This is a genomic window from Streptomyces sp. NPDC047853 (genome assembly GCF_043204535.1).
GTDB lineage: Bacteria > Actinomycetota > Actinomycetes > Streptomycetales > Streptomycetaceae > Streptomyces.
In genome coordinates, this window is record NZ_JBIDCI010000002.1 from 129,369 (window position 1) to 153,953 (window position 24,585).

Here is a 24,585-nt window from a genome sequence, read left to right on the forward strand (position 1 = left end):
CCACCGTCGCGGAGACCGCCCAGCACGCTCGCCACAGGTTAGGTAGGCTCAGGAAGACGTAAGAGAACAACGAGATCCTCAAGGTGCGCCGGGAAGTCTGGTCGGCAAGTGTTCCAGTGCTGCCCACAGACCGGAGATCCATCCCGTGACCGCGTCCCGCACCCCTCGCAAGGCCTTCGGACGGCTGTCCCTCCCCGAGCGGACCTACGTCACCGACGCGCTGCGCACCGAGACGGTCGGCGGTGTCCTGCTGCTCGTCGCGGCCGTCGCCGCGCTGGCCTGGGCGAACATACCGGCGCTCCAGGACAGCTACGCGAGCGTCAGCCACTTCCACTTCGGCCCCGAGACCCTCGGTCTGAACCTGTCGGTCGCGCACTGGGCCGCCGACGGACTGCTGGCGATCTTCTTCTTCGTCGCCGGCATCGAGCTGAAGCGCGAGCTGGTCGCCGGTGATCTCAAGGACCCGAAGGCCGCCGCGCTGCCGGTGGTGGCGGCCCTGTGCGGTATGGCCGTCCCCGCGCTGGTGTACACGATCACCAGCACCGCCGGCGGCGGCTCCCTGGCCGGCTGGGCCGTGCCCACCGCCACCGACATCGCCTTCGCGCTCGCCGTGCTCGCGGTCATCGGCACGTCCCTGCCGAGCGCCCTGCGCGCCTTCCTGCTGACGCTCGCCGTCGTCGACGACCTGTTCGCGATCCTGATCATCGCCGTCTTCTTCACCGAGGGCCTCGACTTCGCCGCGCTCGGCGGCGCGGTCGTCGGCCTCGCCGTCTTCTGGCTGCTGCTGCGCAAGGGCGTGCGCGGCTGGTACGTGTACGTCCCGCTCGGCCTGGTGGTCTGGGCGCTGATGTACAACAGCGGCGTCCACGCCACCATCGCCGGCGTCGCGATGGGCCTGATGCTGCGCTGCCACACCCGCGAGGGCGAGCGGCACTCCCCCGGCGAGCACATCGAGCACCTCGTGCGCCCCCTGTCGGCGGGCCTGGCGGTGCCGCTGTTCGCGCTGTTCAGCGCGGGTGTCTCGCTGTCGGGCGGTGCGCTGGCCGACGTGTTCACCCGGCCGGAGACCCTCGGCGTGGTGCTCGGGCTCGTGGTGGGCAAGACGCTCGGCATCTTCGGCGGCACCTGGCTGACGGCACGTTTCACCAGGGCCTCGCTCAGTGACGACCTCGCGTGGGCCGACGTGTTCGCGGTGGCGACCCTGGCCGGCATCGGGTTCACCGTCTCCCTGCTCATCGGGGAGCTGGCCTTCGAGGGCGACGCGGCACTGACCGCCGAGGTCAAGGCCGCGGTGCTGACCGGTTCCGTCGTCGCGGCGCTCCTGGCCACGGTGCTGCTGAAGGTACGGAACGCCAAGTACCGGCGCCTGACGGAGGCCGAGGAGCGTGACGAGGACGCCAGCGGCGTGCCGGACGTCTACGAGCAGGACGACCCCGCGTACCACCTGCGCGTGGCCGCGATCTACGAGCGGAAGGCCGCCGAGCACCGCCGGATCGCCGAGGAGATGGAGTCGGCGCGGCTTGCCGAAGTACCGGGCGGGGCAGGCGATGAGGGCAGCGGTCCGGCATGATCTGACGAGACGGTACAAAAGACGGACCGTACGCGGTCGTGCCGCAGTGGGCGGGGAGCGCACGCCGGGCCACGGAACCGTCCGCAGACAGCCGGCAGAACGTACGCAGATGAGTCAGCAGGAGAGGGAGACCGCGATGAGCGCACCCGACGGCAGCCCGGTCGGCACCGAACGCAGCATCGGCCAGCTGTTCGCCTCGGCGACCACCGACTTGTCGGCGCTCGTGCACGACGAGATCGCGCTGGCCAAGGCGCAGCTGAGGCAGGACGTCAAGCGCGGGGCGACGAGCGGCGGCGCGTTCTCGGCGGCCGGGGCGGTCCTCCTGTTCTCGCTGCCGATGCTGAGCTTCGCGCTCGCCTACGCCATCCGGACCTGGAGCGGCTGGAACATGGCGGTCTGCTTCCTGCTGTCCTTCGCGGCGAACGTCCTGGTCGCGGCGGCCCTCGCGCTGATCGGCATCGTCTTCGCCAAGAAGGCCAAGAAGGGCAAGGGCCCGCAGAAGGTCGCCGCGTCCGTGAAGCAGTCGGCGGGCGTCCTGCAGAACGCCAAGCCGCACCCGCGGCCGGAGCTGCCCGCGGACCGGTCCCCCGAAGCCATCGAGGCTGTGGCACGCTCGTCCTCATGACGGATCCCGCCACTCCACCGGCGCAGAACCCCACCTCGGTCGTACGCCTCGACATCCCCGGGGGTCACGAGGTGATCCACCGGGACGTCGCCGCCAACGGCGCCCGCTTCCACATCGCGGAGCTGGGCGACGGACCGCTGGTGCTGCTGCTGCACGGCTTCCCGCAGTTCTGGTGGACCTGGCGGCACCAGCTGGTGGCGCTGGCGGACGCGGGTTTCCGTGCCGTCGCCATGGACCTGCGCGGGGTCGGCGGCAGCGACCGCACCCCGCGCGGCTACGACCCGGCCGGCCTCGCCCTGGACATCACCGGCGTGGTGCGCTCGCTCGGCGAACCGGACGCCGCGCTGGTCGGGCACGACCTGGGCGGCTACCTGGCGTGGACGGCCGCCGCGATGCGGCCCAAGCTCGTGCGGCGACTCGCGGTCTCCTCGATGCCGCACCCCCGGCGCTGGCGCTCGGCCATGCTCGGGGACGTCCGGCAGACCCGGGCGGGCTCCTACATCTGGGGCTTCCAGCGCCCCTGGATCCCGGAGCGCCAACTCACCGCCGACGACGGCGCGCTGGTCGGGCGGCTGATCCACGACTGGTCGGGCCCGCGCCCGTTGGACGAGGACGCGGTCGACGCCTACCGGCGCGCCATGTGCATCCCCTCCACGGCGCACTGCTCCGTCGAGCCGTACCGCTGGATGGTGCGCTCCCTGGCGCGTCCCGACGGCATCCAGTTCTACCGCCGCATGAAGCGGCCGGTGCGGGTGCCGACGCTGCACCTGCACGGGTCGCTGGATCCCGTGATGCGGACGCGGAGCGCCGCAGGGTCCGGGCAGTACGTCGAAGCGCCCTACCGCTGGCGGCTGTTCGACGGGCTCGGGCACTTCCCCCACGAAGAGGACCCGGTCGCCTTCTCCACCGAACTGATCAATTGGCTGAAGGATCCCGAACCCGATCGGTGATCGAACGAACGCGCCCGGTACCCGGACGGGAACGCTTGTCGTATGAACGGCCACTTGCCCGGCGCATAGGCCAATTGGGCGCCCCGAGAACGGTTATCGACCTTGGGGCGGGGGCACACGTCGGTGTATGGGCTGGACGCACGACTACAGTGACGTAGCACGCGACGGCCGCTCCACGAGCGGCGTGAGCAGCACCCACCGACGAGGCGGCACCCCGCAACTGGCGGGTGCGGACCCACGGGTGGGCATTCCGCGCATCCTGCGCCGCCGGGCCCGCTGGGTCTCCGTACGACTTCGCCATCCACGCGGCTGAGCACCGGGCCGCTTCCCCTCCCGCGGGCTGAGCGCCCGGCCGCCGCACGGCGCCGGGCGGTACGGCTGACCGGCTTCTAGAGCGCGCAGCTGTCGCTGTCCACCTGCTGGTTGGCGGTGCGGCCCTGGGCGATGTCCTCGCGGATCTCGTCCACGGTGAGCGCGTACCCGGTCTCGGCGTCGTCCAGGGACTTGGCGAAGACCACTCCGTAGACCTCGCCCTCGGGGGTCAGCAGCGGGCCACCCGAGTTGCCCTGACGGACGGTCGCGAAGAGCGAGTAGACGTCGCGGCGGACGCTGTCGCGGTGGTAGATGTCCGGACCGCTGGCCGTGATGCGCCCGCGCACGCGTGCCGCGCGGACGTCGTACGCCCCGTTCTCCGGGAAGCCGGCGACGATCGCTCCGTCGTCACGGGCGGCGTCCTCGTCCGTGAACCGCAGGGCGGGCGCGCTCAGCTCCGGCACGTCCAGTACGGCGATGTCGCGCCGCCAGTCGTAGAGGACGACCGTCGCGTCGTACTTCCTGCCCTCGCCGCCTATCTGCACCGTGGGTTCGTCGACGCCGCCCACCACGTGCGCGTTGGTCATGACCCGGCGGTCGGCGAAGACGAAGCCGGTGCCCTCCAGGACCTTGCCGCAGTCGGGCGCGGTGCCCATGACCTTGACGATGGAGCGCTTGGCACGGGTGGCGACCGGGCTGTTCGCCAGGGCCGGGTCGGGCGGCTGGACCTCGGTGATCGGCTCGTTGGCGAACGGGCTGAAGACCTGCGGGAAGCCGTTCCTCGCGAGGACGGAGGTGAAGTCGTCGAACCACGTGTCGGCCTGCTCGGGCAGCGCCTCCTGCACGCCCAGCAGCACCTGCGACTGCCGCACCTCCTTGCCGATCGTCGGCATCGTCGTCTGCGCGAGCGCGGAGCCGATCAGCCAGGCGACCAGGAGCATCGCGACGACGTTGACCAGGGCGCCGCCGGTGGCGTCCAGGGCGCGGGCCGGGGACCAGGTGATGTAGCGGCGCAGCTTGTTGCCGAGGTGGGTGGTCAGGGCCTGGCCGACGGAGGCGCAGACGATCACCACGACGACCGCGACCACGGCGGCGGTCGTGCTCACCTCGGCGTTGTCCGTCAGGGCGTCCCAGACGACCGGCAACAGGGAGACGGCGACGAGACCACCGCCGAGGAAACCGACCACCGACAGGATGCCGACGACGAAGCCCTGGCGGTATCCGACGATCGCGAACCAGACGGCGGCCAGCAGCAACAGGATGTCCAGCACGTTCACCGATTCAGGCCCCGCCTCGTCGTCCTACGCTCACACGAGTCACCCTGTCATGACCGCCAGTCCAGCGGGACCTGCTTCTCCCTGTCCCAGGGCAGCTCCCAGCCCGCGAAGTGCAGCAGCCGGTCGATGACACCGGCGGTGAAGCCCCAGACGAGCGTCGATTCGACCAGGAATGCCGGGCCCCGGTGGCCGCTGGGGTGGACGGCGGTGACCCGGTTGGCGGGGTCCGTGAGATCCGCCACGGGGACGGTGAAGACCCGCGCCGTCTCGTTCGGATCGACGGCGCCGACCGGGGAGGGCTCGCGCCACCAGGCCAGGACCGGTGTGACGACGAAGCCGCTCACCGGGATGTACAGCCTCGGCAGGACGCCGAAGAGCTGCACGCCGGCCGGGTCGAGGCCGGTCTCCTCCTCGGCCTCGCGCAGGGCGGCCCGCAGCGGCCCCTCGCCCTGGGGATCACCGTCCTCGGGATCGAGCGCGCCGCCCGGGAAGGCCGGCTGGCCGGCGTGGGAGCGCAGCGTGCCCGCCCGCTCCATGAGCAGCAGCTCGGGCCCGCGGACCGCCCCGCCGCGCCCGTCCTGCGCGGCGCTCTCGCCGCCGCCCTCGCCCTGGCCCTCGCCCCCGCCGAACAGGATCAGCACGGCGGACTGACGGCCGGCGCCGTCCTCCGGCGGCAGGAAGCGGCTCAGCTGCCGGGGCCGCACCGTCTCGGCGGCCCGCGCCACCGGCTCCAGCCAGCCGGGCAGGCCCTCCTCGCTGAGCATCGAACTGCGAGTGTGGCCCTGTATGTCGCTCGCCCGTGTCATCTCCACCCCCGTCCTGCTCCTGCCGACTTCAACGCCCGACGCCCCCGCGATCGTTCCGTCACCCGGCCCCCAACGGGGGCGCCGGGGTGCCGCCCGCGTCCAGGTAGGCCTGCGGGGGGTTCAGGCGCTGGCCGGGGAAGCCACCCTTCTCGTACTTCAGCAGCTTCGTCGCCTTCTCCGGGTCGGTCTCGCCCTCGCCGTAGGCCGGGCAGAGCGGGGCGATGGGGCAGGCGCCGCAGGCGGGCTTGCGGGCGTGGCAGATCCGGCGGCCGTGCCAGATGACGTGGTGGGAGAGGTCGGTCCAGTCGCTCTTGGGGAAGAGCGCGCCGACCGCGGCCTCGATCTTGTCCGGGTCGGTCTCGTCGGTCCACTGCCAGCGGCGCACCAGGCGCTGGAAGTGGGTGTCCACGGTGATGCCCGGGCGGCCGAAGGCGTTGCCCAGCACGACGAAGGCGGTCTTGCGGCCGACACCGGGCAGTTTGACGAGGTCCGCGAGGCGGCCGGGGACCTCGCCGCCGAAGTCCTCCGCCAGGGCCTTGGAGAGCCCTATGACCGACCTGGTCTTGGCCCGGAAGAAGCCGGTCGGACGCAGGATCTCCTCGACCTCCTCGGGGTCGGCGGCGGCCAGGTCCTCGGGGGTGGGGTACTTCGCGAAGAGGGCGGGCGTCGTCTGGTTGACGCGCAGGTCGGTGGTCTGGGCGGACAGCACGGTGGCCACGACGAGCTGGAACGGGTTCTCGAAGTCCAGCTCCGGGTGGGCGTACGGGTAGACCTCCGCGAGTTCGCGGTCGATACGGCGGGCCCGGCGGACCAGGGCGGTGCGGGACTCCGCGCGCGGCGACTTCGCGGCGACGGTCTTCGCCGGGGCGACGCCCTTGACGGCGGCGGTGGCCTTCTTGGGGGCGACGTCGGGCTTCTTGACGGGGGCCTGCCGCTTGACGGCCGTCTGCTTCTTGGCGGGGGCCGACTTCTTGGCCGGGGCCGCCTCGGCGGGCGCTGCCTTCTCGGCGGGCGCTGCCTTCTTCGTGGGCGCTGCCTTCTCGGCGGGCGCTGCCTTCTTCGCGGAGGCCGCCTTCCTCGCGGAGGCCGCCTTCCTCGCGGAGGCCGCCTTCCTCGCGGAGGCCGCCTTCCTCGCGGGCGCTGCCTCCTTCGCGGAGGCCCTCTTCTTCGCGGAGGCCGTCTTCTCGGCGGGCACCGGGGCTTCGTCGGCGTTCTTCTTCACGGCACCCTTCTCCGCGGTCACCCTCTTGGCAGGCGCCGCCCTCTTCGTCGCTTTCGCCGTTTTCCTACCGCCATCGGGGCCCTGTTCGCCCACAGCGGAATCACGACGTACACCCACCCGCACAGCCCCCTCGGCCTGTGCTCTCACCGGCGTTTTGGACACCCGGCCAGCCTACGGCCCGGTACCGACATCCGCCCCGGACCCCGAAGATCGGCGCCCAATTGGACCCCTGCCGCGTACCCCAGGACACCAGTGCGGCATCCTTGTGACAGATCACACTGTTTGGACTGTCCGGCAAAATGGGCACCACGGACCCCTGGTACACCGGGGGAACAAGATCCTCTGAGCCGGTCGACAAGGAGAGAACTCGTGGACGACGTTCTGCGGCGCAACCCGCTCTTCGCGGCGCTCGACGACGAGCAATCCGCGGAGCTCCGCGCCTCCATGAGTGAGGTGACCCTCGCCCGCGGCGACACGCTGTTCCACGAGGGGGACCCCGGAGACCGCCTCTATGTGGTCACGGAGGGCAAGGTCAAGCTCCACCGCACCTCCCCCGACGGGCGCGAGAACATGCTGGCGGTCGTCGGTCCCAGCGAGCTGATCGGTGAGCTGTCGCTCTTCGACCCGGGTCCGCGCACGGCGACCGGCACCGCGCTGACCGAGGTCAAGCTGCTCGCCCTCGGCCACGGTGACCTCCAGCCCTGGCTGAACGTCCGTCCCGAGGTCGCCACCGCCCTGCTGCGTGCCGTCGCGCGCCGCCTGCGCAAGACCAACGACGCCATGTCCGACCTCGTCTTCTCGGACGTGCCCGGCCGTGTCGCCCGTGCCCTGCTGGACCTGTCCCGCCGTTTCGGCGTGCAGTCCGAGGAGGGCATCCACGTCGTGCACGACCTGACGCAGGAGGAGCTGGCCCAGCTGGTCGGCGCGTCCCGCGAGACGGTCAACAAGGCACTGGCGGACTTCGCCCAGCGCGGCTGGCTCCGGCTGGAGGCCCGCGCGGTGATCCTCCTGGACGTGGAGCGGCTCGCCAAGCGCTCCCGCTGAGGGACGACGTCAGTCCGGCAGCTGGATGAGACCGTGCTCGCCCAGGTACTCCAGCTGCGCCCGCACCGACAGCTCCGCCGCCGGCCACAGTGAGCGGTCGACGTCCGCGTACACGCGGGCGACGACCTCGCCCGGCGTCCGGTAGCCGTCCTCCACTGCCGTCTCGACCTGGGCGAGGCGGTGGGCACGGTGCGCGAGGTAGTACTCGACGGCGCCCTGGGCGTCGTCCAGGACCGGGCCGTGACCCGGGAGCACCGTGTGCACCCCGTCGTCGGCGGTGAGCGACCTGAGCCTGCGCAGTGAGTCCAGGTAGTCGCCGAGACGCCCGTCGGGATGGGCCACCACCGTCGTCCCGCGGCCCAGGATCGTGTCGCCCGTCAGGACCGCCCCGTCGGCCGGGAGATGGAAGCACAGCGAGTCGGCCGTGTGGCCGGGGGTCGGTACGACCCTCAGCTCCAGGCCGCCGACCTCGATCACGTCACCGGCGGCCAGCCCCTCCTCGCCCAGCCGCAGCGCCGGGTCCAGGGCCCGTACGTTCGTCCGCGTCAGCTCGGCGAAGCGCGCGGCGCCCTCCGCGTGGTCCGGGTGACCGTGCGTCAGCAGGGTGAGGGCGACCCGCTTGCCCGCCCGCTCGGCCGTGTCGACGACGTGCCGCAGGTGGGTGTCGTCCAGCGGGCCCGGGTCGACCACGACGGCCAGGTCGGAGTCGGGCTCGGCGAGGATCCAGGTGTTCGTCCCGTCCAGGGTCATCGCGGAGGCGTTGGGCGCCAGGACGTTGACCGCGCGCGGGGTGGCGGGTCCCGAGAGGACACCGCCCCTGGGCTGGCCGGGCAGTGCTGCTGCGTCCGTCATGCGGGGGCTCCCCCGGTCGGGTCGGAAGGTGTGGCCGGTGCCGGGCGGCCCTGTGCAGCGGGGCCGCCCGGAGCCCCTGACGGCAGCGGGCCGGCGGGCGACGCCGTCGGCGGGACGTGCTTGGTGAACTCGTCGTGCCCCGGCCAGGAGAGCACGATCTCGTCACCGGCCAGCCGCGCCTCGGCCAGGACCGGCGTCATGTCGCGGCCCGGAGCGGACGCGAGCGCCTCGGCCGCCGTACCGCACGCCGACACCGCGCGCAGTGTCGCGACGGTCGGCGGCATCATCAGCAGCTCGCCCTTGTCGTACCCGGCGGTCGCCTCCGCCGGGGTGATCCACACCGTGCGGTCGGCCTCCGTGGAGGCGTTGCGGGTGCGCTGCCCCTCGGGGAGGACGGCCACGAAGAACCACGTGTCGTAGCGCCGGGACTCGAACTCCGGGGTGATCCAGCGCGCCCAGGCGCCCAGCAGGTCGGAGCGCAGGACGAGGCCCCGGCGGTCCAGGAACTCCGCGAAGGACAGCTCGCGGGCGACCAGGGCGGCCCGGTCGGCCTCCCAGTCCGCGCCCGTGGTGTCCCCGACCACCGCCTCACCGGTCGGTCCGGCCAGCAGGACGCCCGCCTCCTCGTACGTCTCCCGTACGGCCGCGCAGACGATCGCCTGGGCCGCCGCCTCGTCGACGCCGAGCCGGTTCGCCCACCACGCGCGCGTGGGGCCCGCCCAGCCGATGGCGCGGTCGTCGTCGCGCGGGTCGACCCCGCCGCCCGGATAGGCGTACGCGCCCCCGGCGAACGCCATGGACGTGCTGCGGCGCAGCATGTGGACGGCGGGGCCGGCCCCGGTGTCCTTCAGGAGCATGACGGTGGCCGCGCGTTTCGGCGTGACCGGCGTGAGGGTGCCGGCCGCCAGCGCGCGGATGCGGTCCGGCCACTCCGGGGGATACCACTGACCATTCGCCATGGCCGGAGGCTATCCGGTGACGGGCGGATGTTCGAGTGGCCCCCGGGTCGGACGGGGCCCGCGGCGCGGTCAGCCGGGGAGGGCAGCCAGCCAGTCGGTGAGCAGCCGGTTCGTCTCCTCGGGCCGCTCCTGCTGGAGCCAGTGCCCGCAGCCGTCGAGGAGGTGCGAGGCGGTCAGGCCGGGCAGGGTGGCGGGGTAGGCCTCGATCGCGTCGGACAGCCAGGTGGTGGAGGCGTCCCGGCCGCCGCCGAGGAACAGCGACGGCTGGGTGATCGGGGCACCGCGGTGGGCGGCCAGGTCGGCCCAGTCGCGGTCCATGTTCCGGTAGCGGTTCAGGGCGCCGGTCAGGCCGGTCCGCTCGAACTCCCCGGCGTAGACGTCCAGCTCCTCCTCGGTGAGCCAGGAGGGCAGCCGCCCGTCGGCCGGGAAGCGGTCGCGCAGCCTGCCGCCGGCGGCGACGAAGTGCGGGTCCGGTGCCTCGGGCGGGGGCATCGTGTCGGCGGACAGGGCGCCGTAGAAACCGGCGAGCCAGCCGCGTACGTCCGGCTCGATCTCCGCCTCGGCCCGACCGGGCTCCTGGAAGTAGGAGACGTAGAACTCCTGGCCGGCGAAGGGACCGGCGGGGTCGCTCATCGCGGCGAAGGCCTCGCTGGGCCTCGGGCCGCCGGGCGGGGTGTACGGCACGCTCAGCAGGCCCACCGCGCGGAAGACGTCGGGCCGCAGGAGCGCCGAGTGCGCGGCGACGGTCGCGCCCCAGTCGTGCCCGACGATCACGGCCGAGCGTTCGCCCAGGGCCTCCACCACGGCGACGTTGTCCGCCACGAGGTCGAGCATCCGGTACGCCTCGACGGCGTCGGGCCGGGAGGAGCGTCCGTAGCCGCGCACGTCGATCGCGGCGGCGCGGAAGCCGGCGGAGGCCAGCGCGGGCAGCTGGCGGCGCCAGGAGTACCAGGACTCGGGGAAGCCGTGGACGAGCAGGACCAGGGGCCCGCTGCCCTGCTCCACCAGGTGGATCCGGCCGGCCGGCGAGGGCACGAGGCGGTGGACGGGGCGGTGGTGGTCGGGGCGGTGGTGGTCGGTCGCGGGCGGCTGCGGCATGGCTCCTCCTGGCACGTGCGGTCGGACCGGTGCCGGGGGCGCACGCGCCGGGGGCCGGGACCCGCCTAGGGCCGGCCTCCGCTCCGTGCGGGGCACCGACAGCGATCCTGCGGCGGCCCCGCGGCGCAGGCCAGCTCTGTTGCCGGCCCGGCAACGACCACGCGTCGGGCGACGCGGCAGGCGGCCCGACGGGGCCGCACGTCACCCGGCCGTACGTACGGCCCCGCACGCGTTCGCAGGGCCGTGGCGCTACGCCTGGACGAGCTCCACCTGGACCTCGACCTCCACCGGCGCGTCCAGCGGCAGCACCGCCACGCCGACCGCGCTGCGGGCGTGGACGCCCTTGTCGCCCAGGACCTCGCCGAGCAGCTCGCTGGCGCCGTTGATCACGCCGGGCTGGCCGGTGAAGTCGGGCGCGGACGCGACGAAGCCGACGACCTTCACCACGCGCGCGACGCGGTCGAGGTCACCGGCGACGGACTTCACGGCGGCCAGGGCGTTCAGCGCGCAGGTGCGGGCGAGTTCCTTCGCCTCCTCCGGCGTGACCTCGCCGCCCACCTTGCCGGTGACCGGAAGCTTGCCCTCCACCATCGGCAGCTGCCCGGAGGTGTAGACGTACGGACCGGACTGCACGGCCGGCTGGTAGGCGGCCAGCGGCGGGACGACCTCGGGCAGCGTCAGCCCGAGCTCGGCCAGCTTCGCCTCGACGGCGCTCACGCCTGCTTCTCGCGCTTCAGGTAGGCCACGAGCTGCTCGGGGTTGTTCGGCCCGGGCACGACCTGGACGAGCTCCCAGCCGTCCTCGCCCCAGGTGTCCAGAATCTGCTTCGTGGCGTGGACGAGCAGCGGCACGGTTGCGTATTCCCACTTGGTCATGTGGCCGACTCTAGCCGCTGCCCGACGCGCCTCCGGAGGCCGACCGGGACGACGTTGTCCACAGCCTCCCGCGTACTCGGCGCGCGAACTGGTTACGCTCGAATACGTGAGCAGGCTCCAGGTCGTCAGCGGCAAGGGCGGAACCGGCAAGACCACGGTGGCCGCGGCCCTCGCGCTGGCCCTGGCCACCGAGGGGAAGCGCGCGCTTCTCGTCGAGGTCGAGGGTCGCCAGGGCATCGCGCAGCTCTTCGAAACCGAAGCGCTGCCTTATGAGGAGCGGAAGATCGCCGTCGCTCCCGGGGGCGGGGAGGTGTACGCCCTCGCCATCGATGCCGAACGGGCCCTTCTCGACTACCTCCAGATGTTCTACAAACTGGGGAGCGCGGGACGGGCCCTGAAGAAGCTCGGCGCGATCGACTTCGCGACCACGATCGCGCCCGGTGTCCGGGACGTCCTGCTGACCGGCAAGGCGTGCGAGGCGGTGCGACGCAAGGACAAGAGCGGACGTTTCACCTACGACTACGTCGTGATGGACGCCCCGCCGACCGGCCGCATCGCGCGCTTCCTCAACGTGAACGACGAGGTGGCCGGCCTCGCGAGGGTCGGCCCGATACACAATCAGGCGCAGGCGGTGATGCGGGTGCTGAAGTCGCGCGAGACGGCCGTGCACCTGGTGACGCTGCTGGAGGAGATGCCCGTCCAGGAGACCGCGGACGGCATCGCGGAGCTGCGGTCGGCGCGGCTCCCGGTGGGGCGGATCATCGTCAACATGGTCCGGCCCGCGGTGCTGGACGCGGCCGATCTGGACCTCGTACGGAGCACACCGCGTACAGCGCTCGCGCGGTCCCTCTCCGGGGCCGGGCTCGGCGGGGCGCGGCGGGGCGGGCACGCCGAGCGGCTGGTGGACCCGCTGCTGGGGCAGGCCGAGGAGTACGCCGAGCGGCACGCGCTGGAGCAGGATCAGCGGGCCGTCCTGGGCGACCTGGACCTGCCCCTGCTGGAACTCCCGCTGCTGGCCGAGGGCATGGACCTGGCGGGGCTGTACGAACTGGCCACCGAGCTGCGGAAGCAGGGGATCGCATGAGTCCGGACCCGGCCCGGCCCCAGGAGGGCGCGCGGCGGCTGAGCCCCGCGCGCGTGCTGGACGTCGACCCGTTGCTGGAGGACCCGAAGACCCGCATCGTGGTGTGCTGCGGCTCGGGCGGTGTCGGCAAGACGACGACCGCGGCGGCTCTCGGCCTGCGCGCGGCCGAGCGGGGCCGCAAGGTGGTCGTCCTCACCATCGACCCGGCCCGGCGGCTCGCCCAGTCCATGGGCATCGACTCCCTCGACAACACCCCCCGCCGGGTGAAGGGGGTCGACGACTCGGCGGGCGGCGAGCTGCACGCCATGATGCTGGACATGAAGCGCACCTTCGACGAGATCGTCGAGGCGCACGCGGAACCCGGCCGGGCGGCGGCGATCCTGGGCAACCCCTTCTACCAGTCGCTCTCGGCGGGCTTCGCGGGCACGCAGGAGTACATGGCCATGGAGAAGCTGGGGCAGCTCCGCGCGAGGGACGAGTGGGACCTCATCGTCGTCGACACGCCGCCGTCCCGCTCGGCACTGGACTTCCTGGACGCCCCCAAGCGCCTCGGGTCCTTCCTGGACGGCAAGCTGATCCGCGTCCTGCTGGCCCCGGCGAAGGTCGGCGGCCGGGCCGGCATGAAGTTCCTGAACGTCGGGATGTCGATGATGACGGGCGTCCTGGGAAAGGTGCTGGGCGGGCAGTTCCTGAAGGACGTGCAGACCTTCGTGGCCGCGATGGACTCGATGTTCGGCGGCTTCCGCACCCGCGCGGACGCGACTTACAAGCTGCTCCAGGCGCCCGGGACGGCGTTCCTGGTGGTCGCGGCCCCGGAGCGGGACGCACTGCGCGAGGCCGCCTACTTCGTGGAGCGGCTGGCGGCCGAGGACATGCCGCTGGCCGGTCTGGTGCTCAACCGGGTGCACGGCAGCGGCGCCGACCGGCTGTCGGCCGAGCGGGCGCTCGCCGCCGCGGAAAATCTTGAGGACCGTCGCATTGTGGATCAGGACGGCGGGAAAGCTGGAGTTCGTAACTCCCCCGACACGCACGGCAGTTCAGACGCCTCCGAGACCGCCCCCTCACCCGAGACCGACCTCGTACCCGAGACCGAGTACGACTCCGAGACCGGCCCCGCCTCCGAGCCCCGCTCTTCTGCCCACGACCCTTCCGAGGCCTCCGAGACCTCCGACGCGGCTTCGGACACGCCGGAGCGGTCCGTCGACCAGCTCACGGCGGGCCTGCTGAGGCTGCACGCCGACCGGATGCACCTGCTCGCCCGTGAGCAGCGCACGCGCGACCGCTTCACCGCGCGTCATCCCGAGGTGGCGGTCACCGAAGTGGCCGCGCTGCCCGGCGACGTGCACGACCTCGCGGGGTTGCGGGCCATCGGGGACCGTCTCGCGACGAGCCGCCCCGAGCTTCCCGAGCCCGGCGCCTGACCGGCCCGAGGGGTACGCGTCCCAAGGCTCACTCGCCGCGACGGGGGCGCGCCACGGCGGCGCGCCGCGAGGTGTCCGTGCCGGGGAAGCCCCCGGCCGCGCCGGACCACGGCCGCCTCACCCCAAGGCCGCCTACGACCACGACCTCCTCAGGCCACGGCCGTCTCAGACCACGGCCGTCTCAGACCACGGCCGCGAAGTTCTCGTAGACCTCGTCGTCGTCGAGAGGCACGATGCCGGCCCCTCGTTCGTACTCCGTCCGCGCCGTCTCCAGCAGTCGGCGCCAGGAGGTCACGGTGGGTCGCCGGCGCAGCAGTGCGCGGCGCTCCCGTTCCGTCATGCCTCCCCACACGCCGAACTCGACGCGGTTGTCGAGCGCGTCGGCCAGGCACTCGGTCCGCACCGGACATCCGGTGCACACCGCCTTGGCCCTGTTCTGCGCTGCTCCCTGAACGAACAGTTCGTCCGGATCGGTAGTGCGGCAGGCAGCCTGCGCACTCCAGTCGGTTACCCAGCCCATACCGGCGCCGTCCTCTCCCGAATCGAGGCTCCCCCACGGCGGCAGCGGCATATTCACCGCCGCCAGTTGAGGACGTTACGGAAGGTGGGCACAGCGCAACACCCCCTTCGGGCCCAATCTTGAATGGCCCGAACGGACTATGGGTAAGCGGCAGATCACCCGGGGGAGTGAGCTGGCGACATACGCGACGATCCCGGCATTCGGGTCGTTTCAGTTGCGCCACAACGGACACCAATTGACACACAAGGCGGTTTCGGACACGCATCCCACACGCTGTGGCACGCGCCCGTACACACCAACACGCCCCCCAGGGGGGCCTCTCGGAAAAAACTCGAGCAGATCCGGAACGATTCGGGGTCGCCGGACGTATTGATACGTGGCCTCACTGCTGTGACAGTTGAGTGCAGCTTAGGCCAAGGCATATACGCGTGTCCGGCGAATGAGAACGTAGGCTGCCTCCATGCCAAAGAAGCGCTCGGGCGGTGGTCTGTCGCCAACGCAGCAGGCCGCCAAGTTCCTCGGTGTCAGTGTGCTCGCGGGAGCAGTGCTGGCCGGCATCGCGTTGCCCGCCGTGGGCGCGCTGGGGCTGGCGGCCAAGGGGTCGGTGGAGAGCTTCGACGCTCTCCCGGCCAACCTGAAGACTCCCCCGCTGAGCCAGCGCACCGCCATCCTCGACGCCGAGGGCGGCACCATCGCCACGGTCTACTCGCGCGACCGCACGGTGGTCGCCCTGAAGGACATCTCGCCGTACATGCAGAAGGCGATCGTCGCGATCGAGGACTCGCGCTTCTACCAGCACGGCGCGATCGACCTCAAGGGCGTCCTGCGCGCGCTGAACAAGAACGCGCGCAGCGGCGAGGTCTCCGAGGGCGCGTCCACCCTCACGCAGCAGTACGTCAAGAACGTCTTCGTGGAGGAGGCCGGCGACGACCCGACGAAGGTCGCCCAGGCCACCCAGCAGACCCTCGGCCGCAAGATCCAGGAGCTGAAGCTCGCGATCCAGGTCGAGGAGGAGCTGGGCAAGAAGAAGATCCTCGAGAACTACCTGAACATCACGTTCTTCGGCCAGCAGGCCTACGGCATCGAGGCGGCCGCCCAGCGGTACTTCTCCAAGTCCGCCAAGGACCTCAACGTCCAGGAGTCCGCCCTCCTGGCCGGCATCGTCCAGTCGCCCAGCCGGTACGACCCGGTCAACGACGAGGCCGAGGCCGTCAAGCGGCGCAATGTGGTGCTGACCCGCATGGCGCAGGTCGGTGACATCTCCGAGGCGGAGGCCGCCAAGGCGAAGGAGGCGCCGCTCGGGCTGAAGGTCAGCCGGCCCAAGAACGGCTGCATCACGGCCGTCAAGGGCGCGGGCTTCTTCTGCGACTACGTCCGCGCGGTGTTCCTGAGCGACCCGGTCTTCGGCAAGACCAAGGAGGACCGGGCCAGGATCTGGAACCAGGGCGGTCTGACGATCCGCACGACCATGAGCCCGCAGGCGCAGGAGTCGGTGCAGCAGTCGGTCAAGGACCACGTCTACAAGAAGGACGACGTGGCGACCGCGGCCACCATCGTCGAGCCCGGCACCGGCAAGATCGTCGCGATGGGCCAGTCCCGCCCGTACGGCGTCGACATCAAGAACGGCGAGACGACCCTCAACCTGTCGGTCAACAACGCCATGGGCGGCGGCGCGGGCTACCAGCCCGGTTCGACGTTCAAGCCGATCGTGGCCGCCGCCGCCATCGAGGGCGGTATGCCGGCGACGAAGTCGTACTCCTCGCCGTACGAGATGGAGTACCCGAGCCCGGTCGCGGCCTGCGACGGCAAGAACTGGGTGAACAACGAGGGCGCCGAGCTCGCCAACGAGAACGAGTCCGAGGTCGGCCCGTACGACATGCGGGAGGCGACCGCCAAGTCGGTCAACACCTACTACGTGCAGATGATCAGCGACATCGGCATCTGCCCGGTGACGCAGATGGCCCAGAAGATGGGCGTCGAGCGGGCCAACGGCAACAAGCTGGAGCAGACCCCGTCCATCGCCCTCGGTGTCACCGAGGTGTCCCCGCTGACCATGGCGAGCGCCTACGCGACCTTCGCCTCGCGCGGCATGTACTGCACCCCGGTCGCCATCGAGTCGATCAGCCAGCGCATCGGCAACAAGAGCAAGTCGCTCGAGGTGCCGAAGTCCACGTGCTCACGGGCCATGTCGGAGACCACGGCCGACACCATCAGCACGCTCCTCAAGGGCGTCGTCGAGGACGGCACGGGTACGCAGGCCGGTCTCGACAGCCGCCCCAGCGCGGGCAAGACCGGTACGACCGACGAGCGCTACGCGGCCTGGTTCGTGGGCTACACCCCCAACCTGGCCGGTGCCGTGTGGGTCGGTGACCCGAAGCACGAGCGGAAGATGGTCAACATCACCATCGGGGGTGTCCCGCACGACAAGGTCTTCGGTGGCGCGGTCCCCGGACCGATCTGGCGGGACATGATGTCGGGCGCGCTGGAGGGCGAGCCGGTGGAGCAGTTCAACACCGTAGACATCCCCGACTCCGTCGACAAGGACAAGGGCCGCGGCAACGACGGCGGTGGCGGCGGTGGCCGGGACGACGGCGGCAACGGTGACGACGGCGGCAACGGCGGCGGGGGCGGCGACGCCGGCGGTGTCATCGGCGGCCTGATCGACGGCGGCACGGGCAACGGCGGCAATGACGGCGGCGGCTTCCCCGGCAACATCTTCCAGGGACAGGGCAACGGCGGCATCGGCGGGCGGCGCGACTGAGTCGTCCCCGCCCCGCCGTACGCGTACGGACGCAGGAAGGCCGGTGGCCCGCACCTCTCGGTGCGGGCCACCGGCCTTATCCGCTCGTACCCGGCTACCGGGTCAGCCGGCCAGCAGCTTCTTCACCGCGGCGGCGACCCGGCCGCCCTCGGCCTGCCCGGCCACCTTCGGGTTCACGATCTTCATGACGGCGCCCATCGCCCGCGGGCCTTCCGCACCGGCCGCCTTCGCCTCCTCGACGGCCTGCGCGACGATCGCGTTCAGCTCGTCGTCCGACAGCTGCTTCGGCAGGTAGGCGGCGAGCACCTCGCCCTCCGCCTTCTCCCGCTCGGCGCTCTCGGGCCGGCCGCCCTGCGCGAAGGCGTCCGCGGCCTCGCGCCGCTTCTTCGCCTCGCGGGTGATCACCTTCTGCACCTCGTCGTCGGAGAGCTCGCGCTTCTCCTTGCCGGCGACCTCCTCCTTGGTGATCGCGGCGAGCGTCAGCCGGAGCGTCGAGGAGCGCAGCTCGTCCCGCTCCTTGATCGCGGCATTGAGGTCGTCGTGCAGCTTCGACTTGAGCGTGGTCATGCAGGTGATTGTCGCAGGTGCGGGAGGAGGGACGCCTGCCCATTTCGGCGCCGCTCGAAGCCGGGCCGGGATACGCGGTATCCCGGCCCGGCTTCGGTGAACCCGTCGCCGCCCGGTGGCTTCCGTGCGGTCGGCGTCCGCTCGCTTCAGGAGGGTCACGGCTGCTCGCATCGGGACGGTCACGGCCACTCACTTCAGGACGGTCGCGGCCACTCACGTCAGGACGCTCGCGGCCACTCGCATCGGGAGGGTCACGGCCACTCACTTCAGGACGGTCGCGGCCACTCGCATCGGGACGCTCGCGGCCGCTCGCATCGGGGCGGCTTCTGACACGATGGACGTATGCGTGCGCGATACGGAGTACCCCTGGGAATCACGGCGGTTGGCGCCGCCGGTCTGGTCTACGCGGCGGGATTCGAGGCCCGCTCGTTCCGCCTGCGACGGGTGACGATCCCCGTCCTGCCCTCCGGGATGCGCCCGCTGCGCGTGCTCCAGGTCTCCGACATCCACATGGTCGGCGGCCAGCGCAAGAAGCAGCGCTGGCTGCGCTCGCTGGCCGGCCTGCGCCCCGACTTCGTGATCAACACCGGCGACAACCTGTCCGACCCGGACGGGGTCCCCGAGGTCCTGGACTCCCTGGGCCCCCTGATGGAGTTCCCGGGCGCCTACGTCTTCGGCTCCAACGACTACTACGGCCCCAAGCTGCGCAACCCCGCCCGGTACCTGCTGGAGAAGGCCCAGGGCCGGCACGGCCTGAACGGCAACGCGCCCGCCCAGAACGTCGTCCACAACCCGTGGGAGGACCTCCGCGACGGCTTCGACGCCGCCGGCTGGCAGAACCTCACCAACACGCGCGGCACGCTCAAGATCGAGGGCGTGTCCGTCGAGCTGACGGGACTGGACGACCCGCACATCAAGCGGGACCGGTACACGGAGGTGGCCGGCGGCCCCTCCGGCGCGGCGGACTTCTCGATGGGCGTGGTCCACGCGCCGTACCTTCGCGTCCTCGACTCCTACACGGCCGACGGCTACCCCCTGGTCCTCGCCGGCCACACCCACGGCGGCCAGCTGTGCATCCCCTTCTACGGCGCCCTGGTCACCAACTGTGACCTGGACACGGACCGAGTGAAGGGTCTGTCCACGCACACGGCGGAGGGCCGTACGGCCTACCTCCACGTCTCGGCGGGCTGCGGCACCAACCGCTACACCCCGGTCCGCTTCGCCTGCCCCCCGGAGGCGACGCTGCTGACGCTGGTGGGCCGGGAGCGGTGATCGGTGGCGGAGCCGAGGGGCCGGGTAGCCGGCGCCTCGGCACGGGACGGCCGACGTCCGCACGCAGGGCCGGGTAACCCACACGGCCCACCCCGCATCGCCCGCGATGTCCGGTATGCCTAGCTTGAGGCCATGACAGCCTCGATACCCAGGGACATCCCGGACCTCCCCGCGGTCCCGGGCCCGCCCAAGCTGCTGCCCTCCCCCGTCCCGGCGACGGCCGTCGTGACCCCCGTACGCCGACCGCTGGTCGCCGCCTTCCGCCTCGTCACCGCGGCGCTCGCGCTGGCGGGCGTGACGGCCCAGCTCCTCCTGGGCGGCCCGGTGACCCGGACCCTGAGCCACTTCACGGTGCAGAGCAGCATCCTGCTGGCCCTGGTCATGCTCGCCTCCGCCCGCCGCGCCTGGTCCGCCCGCCGCCCCCTGCCGGGCGCCCTCACCGGCGCGGCACTGCTCTACGTCACCGCCGCCGGCCTGGTCCACCACCTGCTCCTGGCCAACGCGGCGAGCCCCTTCGCCGCGCCGGACAGCACGGGCGCCGGCGGCTGGCACACGGTCGCCGCCCACCTCCTGAACACGGCCGTCCCCGTCGCCGCGGCCCTGGACTGGCTGCTTCTCAGCACCCCCGGCCGCCTGCACCTGCGCCAGGCCGCCGCGTGGATCCTCTACCCCCTGGCCTACCTGGCCTTCTCCCTGGCCCGCGGCGAGCTCCTGCTCCCCGGCACCGAGGGGCATTACCTCTACCCCTTCCTCGACGTCGACCAGCACGGCTACAAGGGCGTCCTCGGCAACGCCCTCCTCCTCGGCCTCGCCCTCTACGCCCTGGGCGTCCTCCTCGTGGCCCTGGACCACATCCGCCCGAACCCCCTCCGTCGCCGCTGGTAATCCGGATTTCGCCTCCGGCCCCCGGTGGGCTAAAGTAAACGACGTCGCCGCGACGAGCAGCGACAATCGGGGTGTGGCGCAGCTTGGTAGCGCGCTTCGTTCGGGACGAAGAGGTCGTGGGTTCAAATCCCGCCACCCCGACAGTGAAACACCAGTTTAGGGGCCTGATCCGCGCAGCGGGTCGGGCCCCTGACGGGTTTCCGGGGGTTGTTTGAAGGAGATCCGGGAGAAGAGCTGGGTCGGCGGCTTCTCCCGGGAGCAGTCCCCCAGTGCCGCGGGACGTGTGGAGCGCACGTACCAGCGGTCCGCGGGGTCCTCGGTTCAGCGACCGCTCGCACCGCAGCAGGAGCCGGTCTTGCTCTCGCTGGAGGGCTTCTGGGGGGCGGGACTCGGTACTTGGGCAGGCTTGACGGCTCGGACGATGGCCGAGTGCATGCCGTCGGCGACGGCGTGGGACGGGGTGAGTTCGATGCCCGTGAAGCCGGCCGCCGTCAGGCCCTCGCGGTACTCGGTGAAGGAGAGGGCTCCCGCGATGCAGCCCACGTAGTCGCCCCGCTCCGCCCGCTGGGCCGGGGCGAGTTCGTCATCGGCGACGACGTCGGAGATGCCGATGCGGCCGCCGGGGGCCAGGACGCGGAACATCTCGGCGAAGACCGCGGGCTTGTCGACGGACAGGTTGATCACGCAGTTGGAGATCACGACGTCGATCGTGCCGGCGGGCAGCGGGATCGCCTCGATGGTGCCCTTGAGGAACTCGACGTTGCGGGCACCCGCCTTCTTCTGGTTGGCCAGCGCGAGCGCGAGCATCTCCTCGGTCATGTCCAAGCCGTACGCCTTGCCGGTCGCGCCGACCCTCCGGGCGGAGAGCAGGACGTCGATGCCGCCGCCCGAGCCGAGGTCCAGGACCCGCTCGCCCTCGTGGAGGTCGGCGACGGCGGTGGGGTTGCCGCAGCCGAGGGAGGCGGCGACGGCCTCGGCGGGCAGGGCGTCGCGTTCGTCGGCCGCGTACAGGGTCGAGCCGAAGTTGTCGTCGATCTCGACGGCCTGCGGGCCGCAACAGGCGGTGCCGCCCTCGGTGACCTGGACGGCGGCGGCGGCATAGCGCTCGCGGACGGTTTCGCGCAGGTCAGTGGAGTGATCACTCATGGCATACCCCTGGGGAGAGACGGGCGTCGGACGGTCTGATTCGAAGTTCCTCGATGCAAGCTTGCGCCTTGGATCGAAGTTCGTCAACATAGAGGCATGTCGAAACAAGAGCTGGTCGTGCTCGGCCAGGACGAGAGCGGCTGCTGCCCCACTCTGCTGACCGCACCCCTCGACGAGGGCCGGGCCGTCGAGCTGGCCAAGGTCTTCAAGGCGCTCGGTGATCCCGTCCGGCTCCGCCTGCTGTCGATGATCGCCTCGCGTGAGGGCGGCGAGATCTGCGTCTGCGACCTCACCCCGGCGTTCGACCTGTCGCAACCGACGATCTCCCACCATCTCAAGCTCCTGCGGCAGGCCGGACTCATCGACTGCGAACGACGCGGCACCTGGGTCTACTACTGGCTCCTGCCGGAGACGACCGACCAGCTCGCCGGCATCCTCACCCGCCCCGGCCGGCCGGCCGTCGCGTCCACCGAGGTGTCCTCGTGAGCGACAGCAGCACGGCGCCGGTCGCCGGGCGGCTCTCCTTCGTGGACCGCTACCTCGCGGTGTGGATCCTGGCCGCGATGGCCGCCGGTCTGGGCCTCGGACGCCTCGTGCCCGGCCTCGGTGACGCACTGGCGAAGGTCACCGTCACCGGCGTCTCGCTGCCGATCGCCCTCGGTCTGCTCGTGATGATGTACCCGGTCCTCGCCAAGGTCCGCTACGACCGGCTCGACACCGTCACCCGGAACCGCCGCCTGCTCATCCCCTCGCTGGTGTTGAACTGGGTCCTGGGCCCGGCGCTGATGTTCGCGCTGGCCTGGCTCTTCCTGCCGGACCTGCCCGCGTACCGCACCGGCCTGATCATCGTCGGGCTCGCCCGCTGCATCGCCATGGTCATCATCTGGAACGACCTCGCCTGCGGCGACCGCGAAGCCGCCGCCGTCCTGGTCGCCCTCAACTCCGTCTTCCAGGTGGCCGCGTTCAGCCTGCTCGGCTGGTTCTACCTCTCCGTACTGCCCGGCTGGCTCGGACTGGAGCAGACCACCCTGGACGTGTCGGTGTGGGAGATCACCCGCAGCGTCCTGATCTTCCTCGGCATCCCGCTGCTCGCCGGGTTCCTCACCCGCCGCCTGGGCGAGAGGGCCAAGGGCCGCGCCTGGTACGAGACGAAACTGATCCCGCGCATCGGGCCGTTCGCCCTGTACGGGCTGCTGTTCACCATCGTCGTGTTGTTCGCGCTCCAGGGCGAGGCCATCACCTCCCGGCCGCTCGACGTCGCCCGGATCGCGCTGCCGCTGCTGGTGTACTTCGCGGTGATGTGGGCCGGATCCATGGCTCTGGGCAGGGCAGTCGGTCTCGACCACCCGAAGGCCACGACGCTGGCGTTCACGGCCGCGGGCAACAACTTCGAGCTGGCCATCGCGGTCGCCATCGCCACCTTCGGCGCGACCAGCGGCCAGGCCCTGGCCGGAGTCGTCGGCCCGCTCATCGAGGTCCCCGTCCTCATCGGCCTGGTGTACGTGGCACTCGCCGCCCGCCGCTACTTCCCCGACTCCCCAGCTCCGGCAGCCGCACCGGCCGCCGAACCAGAAGGCTCCGCCCGTGTCTGACGCCGCCAAGCCCTCGGTCCTGTTCGTCTGCGTCCACAACGCCGGACGCTCCCAGATGGCCGCCGGATATCTCACCCACCTCGCGGGCGACCGCGTCGAGGTCCGCTCCGCCGGGTCCCTGCCCGCCGACCAGGTCAACCCGGCCGCCGTCGAAGCCATGGCCGAAGCCGGCATCGACCTCACGGACGCCACCCCCAAGGTGCTCACCCCTGAGGCCGTCCAGGCGTCCGACTACGTCATCACCATGGGCTGCGGCGATGCCTGCCCGGTCTTCCCCGGCAAGACGTACCTCGACTGGCAGCTCGACGACCCCGCGGGCCAAGGCGTCGAGGCCGTCCGCCCGATCCGTGACGAGATCCGGCAGCGCGTGGAAGCCCTGATCAACGAGATCGCGCCTCGATAGCTCGGTAGCTCGGTAGCTCGGTAGGGAAGCACCCGAGGGCCGGCAGCTTGGGCGCGTCGGCCGGTGCGCACGGATCTCCCAGGAGGACAGGCCGTCGGGAGTCGGCGCCCGTCACCGCGCGCGTCAACGCCCGTCAGCACGTGTGAGGTGGTGCGGGGACGTTGCGGGAGCTATCGAAAAACGATAGATTTCCATCGTGGATCGATTGAAGGAGGGGCGATGGGACAACTGACAGTCCTCGCGCTGCGCGGTGTCATCGGGGCGCTGCTGGCCGGCTCGGTGTTCGTTCAGGTGGTGCTGCTCTGGCTGTTGGTGGCCGGGAACGGTGACCCGGACGCCGATCTGGCGCATGTGCGCACGCCGGTCTTCGTGATCGTCGCGCTGGGAGCGCTGGCCGCCGAGACCGTGCTCGTCTGCGTCTGGCGGCTGGTGACCATGGTGCGGCGCGGGACCGTGTTCTCCCTCGGGGCCTTCCGGTACGTCCATGTCGTGATCGGTGCCTTCGTCGCGGCCGCGCTCCTGGTCTTCACCCTCGGCGCCCTCCTGGCGCCCGGTGAGGCCGTGGCGCCCGGCATCGTCCTCCTGCTGGGCGGGGTCGGGGTGGCGGTCCTGGGCGTCGCGCTGGTGGTGCTCGTCCTGCGGATGCTGCTCGCCCAGGCGGTCGCGCGGGACATCGAGGCGGCACGGATGCGGGCCGAGCTGGCCGAGGTGATCTGATGCCGATCGTCGTCGACATCGACGTGATGCTGGCGAAGCGCAAGATGTCCGTGGGCGACCTCGCGGAGCGCGTCGGCATCACCCCCGCCAACCTCGCGGTGCTGAAGAACGGACGCGCCAAGGCGGTGCGCTTCACGACCCTCGCCGCCCTGTGCGACGTGCTCGAATGCCAGCCGGGTGACCTGCTGCGCTGGGAGGCCGGAGGGGTGGACGCGGGCTGACGCCCGGCCGGTGTCGTTCGCGGGTGGCCTCCGGGGCCCGTCCGGGCGCAATCTGGGAGAAGATCTGCGTGCCCCGCGCGCTCGGGGGCACCGACCCGGGAAGGACCACTCAGTGATCATCTTCGGCACCAAGGGATACCTCTACCAGCTCGCGATACTGACGCTGGTGTGCGGCGGATGCGGCAACCCCTCCGCGCACACCCTCAGGAAGCGCGTCTCGAAGTTCACGCTGTTCTTCGTGCCGCTGTTCCCGTACTCCACGAAGTACCTGACGCAGTGCACCTTCTGCGGCGTCGAGCAGCGGGTGACCAAGGAACAGGCCGAGCACCTCCAGGCGCAGGCCGTGAGCGGCCAGGCCGGTCAGGCGTACGGGCAGCCGCAGCAGCAGCCGTACCAGAGGCCGTGA

Annotated in this window: 27 protein-coding genes and 1 tRNA gene; 17 read left to right on the forward strand and 11 right to left on the reverse strand. The window is 71.6% G+C overall.

Going from position 1 to position 24,585, the window contains the following annotated elements; genetic code table 11:
* Positions 1 to 145 precede the first annotated feature (145 nt).
* From nhaA to ACGF5T_RS04540, 4 genes are all read left to right on the forward strand, one after another.
* Entirely contained in the window at positions 146 to 1,570 is a 1,425-nt protein-coding gene (gene nhaA, locus ACGF5T_RS04525) for a Na+/H+ antiporter NhaA (protein ID WP_366766458.1), read from the forward strand.
* 136 nt (positions 1,571 to 1,706) lie between these two features.
* Positions 1,707 to 2,195 carry a phage holin family protein gene (locus tag ACGF5T_RS04530; protein ID WP_356602981.1) on the forward strand — a complete coding sequence of 163 codons (489 nt, stop codon included), beginning with the start codon at positions 1,707 to 1,709 and terminating at the stop codon, positions 2,193 to 2,195.
* Entirely contained in the window at positions 2,192 to 3,145 is a 954-nt protein-coding gene (locus ACGF5T_RS04535; RefSeq protein WP_356602223.1) for an alpha/beta hydrolase, read from the forward strand. The genes ACGF5T_RS04530 and ACGF5T_RS04535 overlap by 4 nt, the downstream gene beginning before the upstream one ends.
* A gap of 127 nt (positions 3,146 to 3,272) precedes the next feature.
* Entirely contained in the window at positions 3,273 to 3,458 is a 186-nt protein-coding gene (locus tag ACGF5T_RS04540) for a hypothetical protein (RefSeq protein ID WP_356602224.1), read from the forward strand.
* A 76-nt stretch (positions 3,459 to 3,534) separates the two neighbouring features.
* Here ACGF5T_RS04540 and ACGF5T_RS04545 read toward each other — a convergent pair whose 3' ends face one another.
* From ACGF5T_RS04545 to nth, 3 genes are read right to left on the reverse strand one after another with little or no spacing between them, the layout of a single operon-like run.
* Entirely contained in the window at positions 3,535 to 4,734 is a 1,200-nt protein-coding gene (locus tag ACGF5T_RS04545; protein WP_361011872.1) for a MarP family serine protease, read from the reverse strand.
* Positions 4,735 to 4,781: 47 nt separating this feature from the next.
* Positions 4,782 to 5,540: a CoA pyrophosphatase gene (locus ACGF5T_RS04550; protein WP_361012146.1), complete on the reverse strand. Its 759-nt coding sequence runs from the start codon at positions 5,538 to 5,540 to the stop codon at positions 4,782 to 4,784.
* 58 nt (positions 5,541 to 5,598) lie between these two features.
* Complete coding sequence (gene nth, locus ACGF5T_RS04555) at positions 5,599 to 6,762, reverse strand: endonuclease III (protein WP_366766459.1); 1,164 nt, start codon at positions 6,760 to 6,762, stop codon at positions 5,599 to 5,601.
* A gap of 369 nt (positions 6,763 to 7,131) precedes the next feature.
* Here nth and ACGF5T_RS04560 point away from each other — a divergent pair, with 369 nt between their 5' ends.
* Positions 7,132 to 7,806, forward strand: coding sequence for a Crp/Fnr family transcriptional regulator (locus ACGF5T_RS04560; protein ID WP_003975365.1), 675 nt, complete (start codon positions 7,132 to 7,134; stop codon positions 7,804 to 7,806).
* 9 nt (positions 7,807 to 7,815) lie between these two features.
* Here the strand turns inward: ACGF5T_RS04560 and ACGF5T_RS04565 are convergent, their stop codons facing one another.
* The 5 genes from ACGF5T_RS04565 to ACGF5T_RS04585 all read right to left on the reverse strand — a co-directional run bounded on the left by ACGF5T_RS04565 (position 7,816) and on the right by ACGF5T_RS04585 (position 11,590).
* On the reverse strand, positions 7,816 to 8,658 hold the full coding sequence (locus ACGF5T_RS04565; RefSeq protein ID WP_356602228.1) for an MBL fold metallo-hydrolase: 843 nt from the start codon (positions 8,656 to 8,658) through the stop codon (positions 7,816 to 7,818).
* Positions 8,655 to 9,617, reverse strand: a complete 963-nt coding sequence (locus ACGF5T_RS04570) for an NUDIX hydrolase (protein ID WP_356602230.1) — start codon at positions 9,615 to 9,617, stop codon at positions 8,655 to 8,657. Before ACGF5T_RS04570 ends, ACGF5T_RS04565 begins: the two co-directional genes overlap by 4 nt.
* A gap of 69 nt (positions 9,618 to 9,686) precedes the next feature.
* Positions 9,687 to 10,715 (reverse strand): alpha/beta hydrolase, encoded by a 1,029-nt coding sequence (locus tag ACGF5T_RS04575; protein ID WP_366766460.1) that lies wholly within the window; start codon positions 10,713 to 10,715, stop codon positions 9,687 to 9,689.
* A 249-nt stretch (positions 10,716 to 10,964) separates the two neighbouring features.
* Positions 10,965 to 11,432 carry a RidA family protein gene (locus ACGF5T_RS04580; protein WP_356602234.1) on the reverse strand — a complete coding sequence of 156 codons (468 nt, stop codon included), beginning with the start codon at positions 11,430 to 11,432 and terminating at the stop codon, positions 10,965 to 10,967.
* Positions 11,429 to 11,590, reverse strand: a complete 162-nt coding sequence (locus ACGF5T_RS04585) for a DUF4177 domain-containing protein (RefSeq protein ID WP_003975360.1) — start codon at positions 11,588 to 11,590, stop codon at positions 11,429 to 11,431. The genes ACGF5T_RS04580 and ACGF5T_RS04585 overlap by 4 nt, the downstream gene beginning before the upstream one ends.
* Before the next feature lie 106 nt (positions 11,591 to 11,696).
* Between ACGF5T_RS04585 and ACGF5T_RS04590 the strand changes: the two genes are divergently transcribed.
* A complete protein-coding gene (locus ACGF5T_RS04590) occupies positions 11,697 to 12,674 on the forward strand; it encodes an ArsA-related P-loop ATPase (protein ID WP_356602236.1) in 978 nt (325 codons plus the stop codon).
* Complete coding sequence (locus ACGF5T_RS04595; RefSeq protein WP_366766461.1) at positions 12,671 to 14,095, forward strand: ArsA family ATPase; 1,425 nt, start codon at positions 12,671 to 12,673, stop codon at positions 14,093 to 14,095. Before ACGF5T_RS04590 ends, ACGF5T_RS04595 begins: the two co-directional genes overlap by 4 nt.
* Before the next feature lie 181 nt (positions 14,096 to 14,276).
* On the opposite strand, the gene wblA is transcribed toward ACGF5T_RS04595, so the two are convergent.
* On the reverse strand, positions 14,277 to 14,615 hold the full coding sequence (gene wblA / locus ACGF5T_RS04600; RefSeq protein WP_356602240.1) for a transcriptional regulator WblA: 339 nt from the start codon (positions 14,613 to 14,615) through the stop codon (positions 14,277 to 14,279).
* A gap of 460 nt (positions 14,616 to 15,075) precedes the next feature.
* Here wblA and ACGF5T_RS04605 point away from each other — a divergent pair, with 460 nt between their 5' ends.
* A complete protein-coding gene (locus ACGF5T_RS04605; protein WP_366766462.1) occupies positions 15,076 to 17,376 on the forward strand; it encodes a transglycosylase domain-containing protein in 2,301 nt (766 codons plus the stop codon).
* Between the two features lie 102 nt (positions 17,377 to 17,478).
* Here the strand turns inward: ACGF5T_RS04605 and ACGF5T_RS04610 are convergent, their stop codons facing one another.
* On the reverse strand, positions 17,479 to 17,943 hold the full coding sequence (locus tag ACGF5T_RS04610; RefSeq protein ID WP_356602244.1) for a GatB/YqeY domain-containing protein: 465 nt from the start codon (positions 17,941 to 17,943) through the stop codon (positions 17,479 to 17,481).
* 342 nt (positions 17,944 to 18,285) lie between these two features.
* Between ACGF5T_RS04610 and ACGF5T_RS04615 the strand changes: the two genes are divergently transcribed.
* The 3 genes from ACGF5T_RS04615 to ACGF5T_RS04625 all read left to right on the forward strand — a co-directional run bounded on the left by ACGF5T_RS04615 (position 18,286) and on the right by ACGF5T_RS04625 (position 20,241).
* Positions 18,286 to 19,215, forward strand: coding sequence for a metallophosphoesterase (locus tag ACGF5T_RS04615; RefSeq protein ID WP_356602246.1), 930 nt, complete (start codon positions 18,286 to 18,288; stop codon positions 19,213 to 19,215).
* Positions 19,216 to 19,347: 132 nt separating this feature from the next.
* Complete coding sequence (locus ACGF5T_RS04620; RefSeq protein WP_366766463.1) at positions 19,348 to 20,100, forward strand: Pr6Pr family membrane protein; 753 nt, start codon at positions 19,348 to 19,350, stop codon at positions 20,098 to 20,100.
* A gap of 67 nt (positions 20,101 to 20,167) precedes the next feature.
* Positions 20,168 to 20,241: transfer RNA gene (locus ACGF5T_RS04625), tRNA-Pro, on the forward strand.
* Positions 20,242 to 20,421: 180 nt separating this feature from the next.
* On the opposite strand, the gene arsM is transcribed toward ACGF5T_RS04625, so the two are convergent.
* Positions 20,422 to 21,246, reverse strand: coding sequence for an arsenite methyltransferase (gene arsM, locus ACGF5T_RS04630; protein WP_366766464.1), 825 nt, complete (start codon positions 21,244 to 21,246; stop codon positions 20,422 to 20,424).
* Positions 21,247 to 21,342: 96 nt separating this feature from the next.
* On the opposite strand from arsM, the gene ACGF5T_RS04635 reads away from it, so the two are divergent.
* The 6 genes from ACGF5T_RS04635 to ACGF5T_RS04660 all read left to right on the forward strand — a co-directional run bounded on the left by ACGF5T_RS04635 (position 21,343) and on the right by ACGF5T_RS04660 (position 24,585).
* Positions 21,343 to 21,732, forward strand: a complete 390-nt coding sequence (locus ACGF5T_RS04635; protein WP_356602252.1) for a metalloregulator ArsR/SmtB family transcription factor — start codon at positions 21,343 to 21,345, stop codon at positions 21,730 to 21,732.
* On the forward strand, positions 21,729 to 22,838 hold the full coding sequence (arsB, locus tag ACGF5T_RS04640) for an ACR3 family arsenite efflux transporter (protein ID WP_361011899.1): 1,110 nt from the start codon (positions 21,729 to 21,731) through the stop codon (positions 22,836 to 22,838). The genes ACGF5T_RS04635 and arsB overlap by 4 nt, the downstream gene beginning before the upstream one ends.
* The gene (locus tag ACGF5T_RS04645; RefSeq protein ID WP_356602256.1) at positions 22,831 to 23,241 is read left to right on the forward strand and encodes an arsenate reductase ArsC; all 411 of its coding nucleotides are present in this window, start codon (positions 22,831 to 22,833) and stop codon (positions 23,239 to 23,241) included. The genes arsB and ACGF5T_RS04645 overlap by 8 nt, the downstream gene beginning before the upstream one ends.
* 219 nt (positions 23,242 to 23,460) lie before the next feature.
* Complete coding sequence (locus tag ACGF5T_RS04650) at positions 23,461 to 23,958, forward strand: DUF2975 domain-containing protein (protein WP_366766465.1); 498 nt, start codon at positions 23,461 to 23,463, stop codon at positions 23,956 to 23,958.
* The gene (locus tag ACGF5T_RS04655; RefSeq protein ID WP_063482628.1) at positions 23,958 to 24,179 is read left to right on the forward strand and encodes a helix-turn-helix transcriptional regulator; all 222 of its coding nucleotides are present in this window, start codon (positions 23,958 to 23,960) and stop codon (positions 24,177 to 24,179) included. Before ACGF5T_RS04650 ends, ACGF5T_RS04655 begins: the two co-directional genes overlap by 1 nt.
* Before the next feature lie 112 nt (positions 24,180 to 24,291).
* Entirely contained in the window at positions 24,292 to 24,585 is a 294-nt protein-coding gene (locus ACGF5T_RS04660) for a zinc-ribbon domain-containing protein (RefSeq protein WP_356602261.1), read from the forward strand.

What these genes read in the sequence shown, in the direction of transcription:
- ACGF5T_RS04530 (WP_356602981.1), top strand. Translation starts at nt 1,707, where the DNA reads ATGAGCGCACCCGACGGCAGCCCGGTCGGCACCGAACGCAGCATCGGC.
- ACGF5T_RS04535 (WP_356602223.1), top strand. Translation starts at nt 2,192, where the DNA reads ATGACGGATCCCGCCACTCCACCGGCGCAGAACCCCACCTCGGTCGTA.
- ACGF5T_RS04540 (WP_356602224.1), top strand. Translation starts at nt 3,273, where the DNA reads ATGGGCTGGACGCACGACTACAGTGACGTAGCACGCGACGGCCGCTCC.
- ACGF5T_RS04550 (WP_361012146.1), bottom strand. Translation starts at nt 5,540, where the DNA reads ATGACACGGGCGAGCGACATACAGGGCCACACTCGCAGTTCGATGCTC.
- ACGF5T_RS04565 (WP_356602228.1), bottom strand. Translation starts at nt 8,658, where the DNA reads ATGACGGACGCAGCAGCACTGCCCGGCCAGCCCAGGGGCGGTGTCCTC.
- ACGF5T_RS04570 (WP_356602230.1), bottom strand. Translation starts at nt 9,617, where the DNA reads ATGGCGAATGGTCAGTGGTATCCCCCGGAGTGGCCGGACCGCATCCGC.
- ACGF5T_RS04575 (WP_366766460.1), bottom strand. Translation starts at nt 10,715, where the DNA reads ATGCCGCAGCCGCCCGCGACCGACCACCACCGCCCCGACCACCACCGC.
- ACGF5T_RS04585 (WP_003975360.1), bottom strand. Translation starts at nt 11,590, where the DNA reads ATGACCAAGTGGGAATACGCAACCGTGCCGCTGCTCGTCCACGCCACG.
- ACGF5T_RS04595 (WP_366766461.1), top strand. Translation starts at nt 12,671, where the DNA reads ATGAGTCCGGACCCGGCCCGGCCCCAGGAGGGCGCGCGGCGGCTGAGC.
- wblA (WP_356602240.1), bottom strand. Translation starts at nt 14,615, where the DNA reads ATGGGCTGGGTAACCGACTGGAGTGCGCAGGCTGCCTGCCGCACTACC.
- ACGF5T_RS04605 (WP_366766462.1), top strand. Translation starts at nt 15,076, where the DNA reads ATGCCAAAGAAGCGCTCGGGCGGTGGTCTGTCGCCAACGCAGCAGGCC.
- ACGF5T_RS04610 (WP_356602244.1), bottom strand. Translation starts at nt 17,943, where the DNA reads ATGACCACGCTCAAGTCGAAGCTGCACGACGACCTCAATGCCGCGATC.
- ACGF5T_RS04615 (WP_356602246.1), top strand. Translation starts at nt 18,286, where the DNA reads ATGCGTGCGCGATACGGAGTACCCCTGGGAATCACGGCGGTTGGCGCC.
- ACGF5T_RS04620 (WP_366766463.1), top strand. Translation starts at nt 19,348, where the DNA reads ATGACAGCCTCGATACCCAGGGACATCCCGGACCTCCCCGCGGTCCCG.
- arsM (WP_366766464.1), bottom strand. Translation starts at nt 21,246, where the DNA reads ATGAGTGATCACTCCACTGACCTGCGCGAAACCGTCCGCGAGCGCTAT.
- ACGF5T_RS04635 (WP_356602252.1), top strand. Translation starts at nt 21,343, where the DNA reads ATGTCGAAACAAGAGCTGGTCGTGCTCGGCCAGGACGAGAGCGGCTGC.
- ACGF5T_RS04650 (WP_366766465.1), top strand. Translation starts at nt 23,461, where the DNA reads ATGGGACAACTGACAGTCCTCGCGCTGCGCGGTGTCATCGGGGCGCTG.
- ACGF5T_RS04655 (WP_063482628.1), top strand. Translation starts at nt 23,958, where the DNA reads ATGCCGATCGTCGTCGACATCGACGTGATGCTGGCGAAGCGCAAGATG.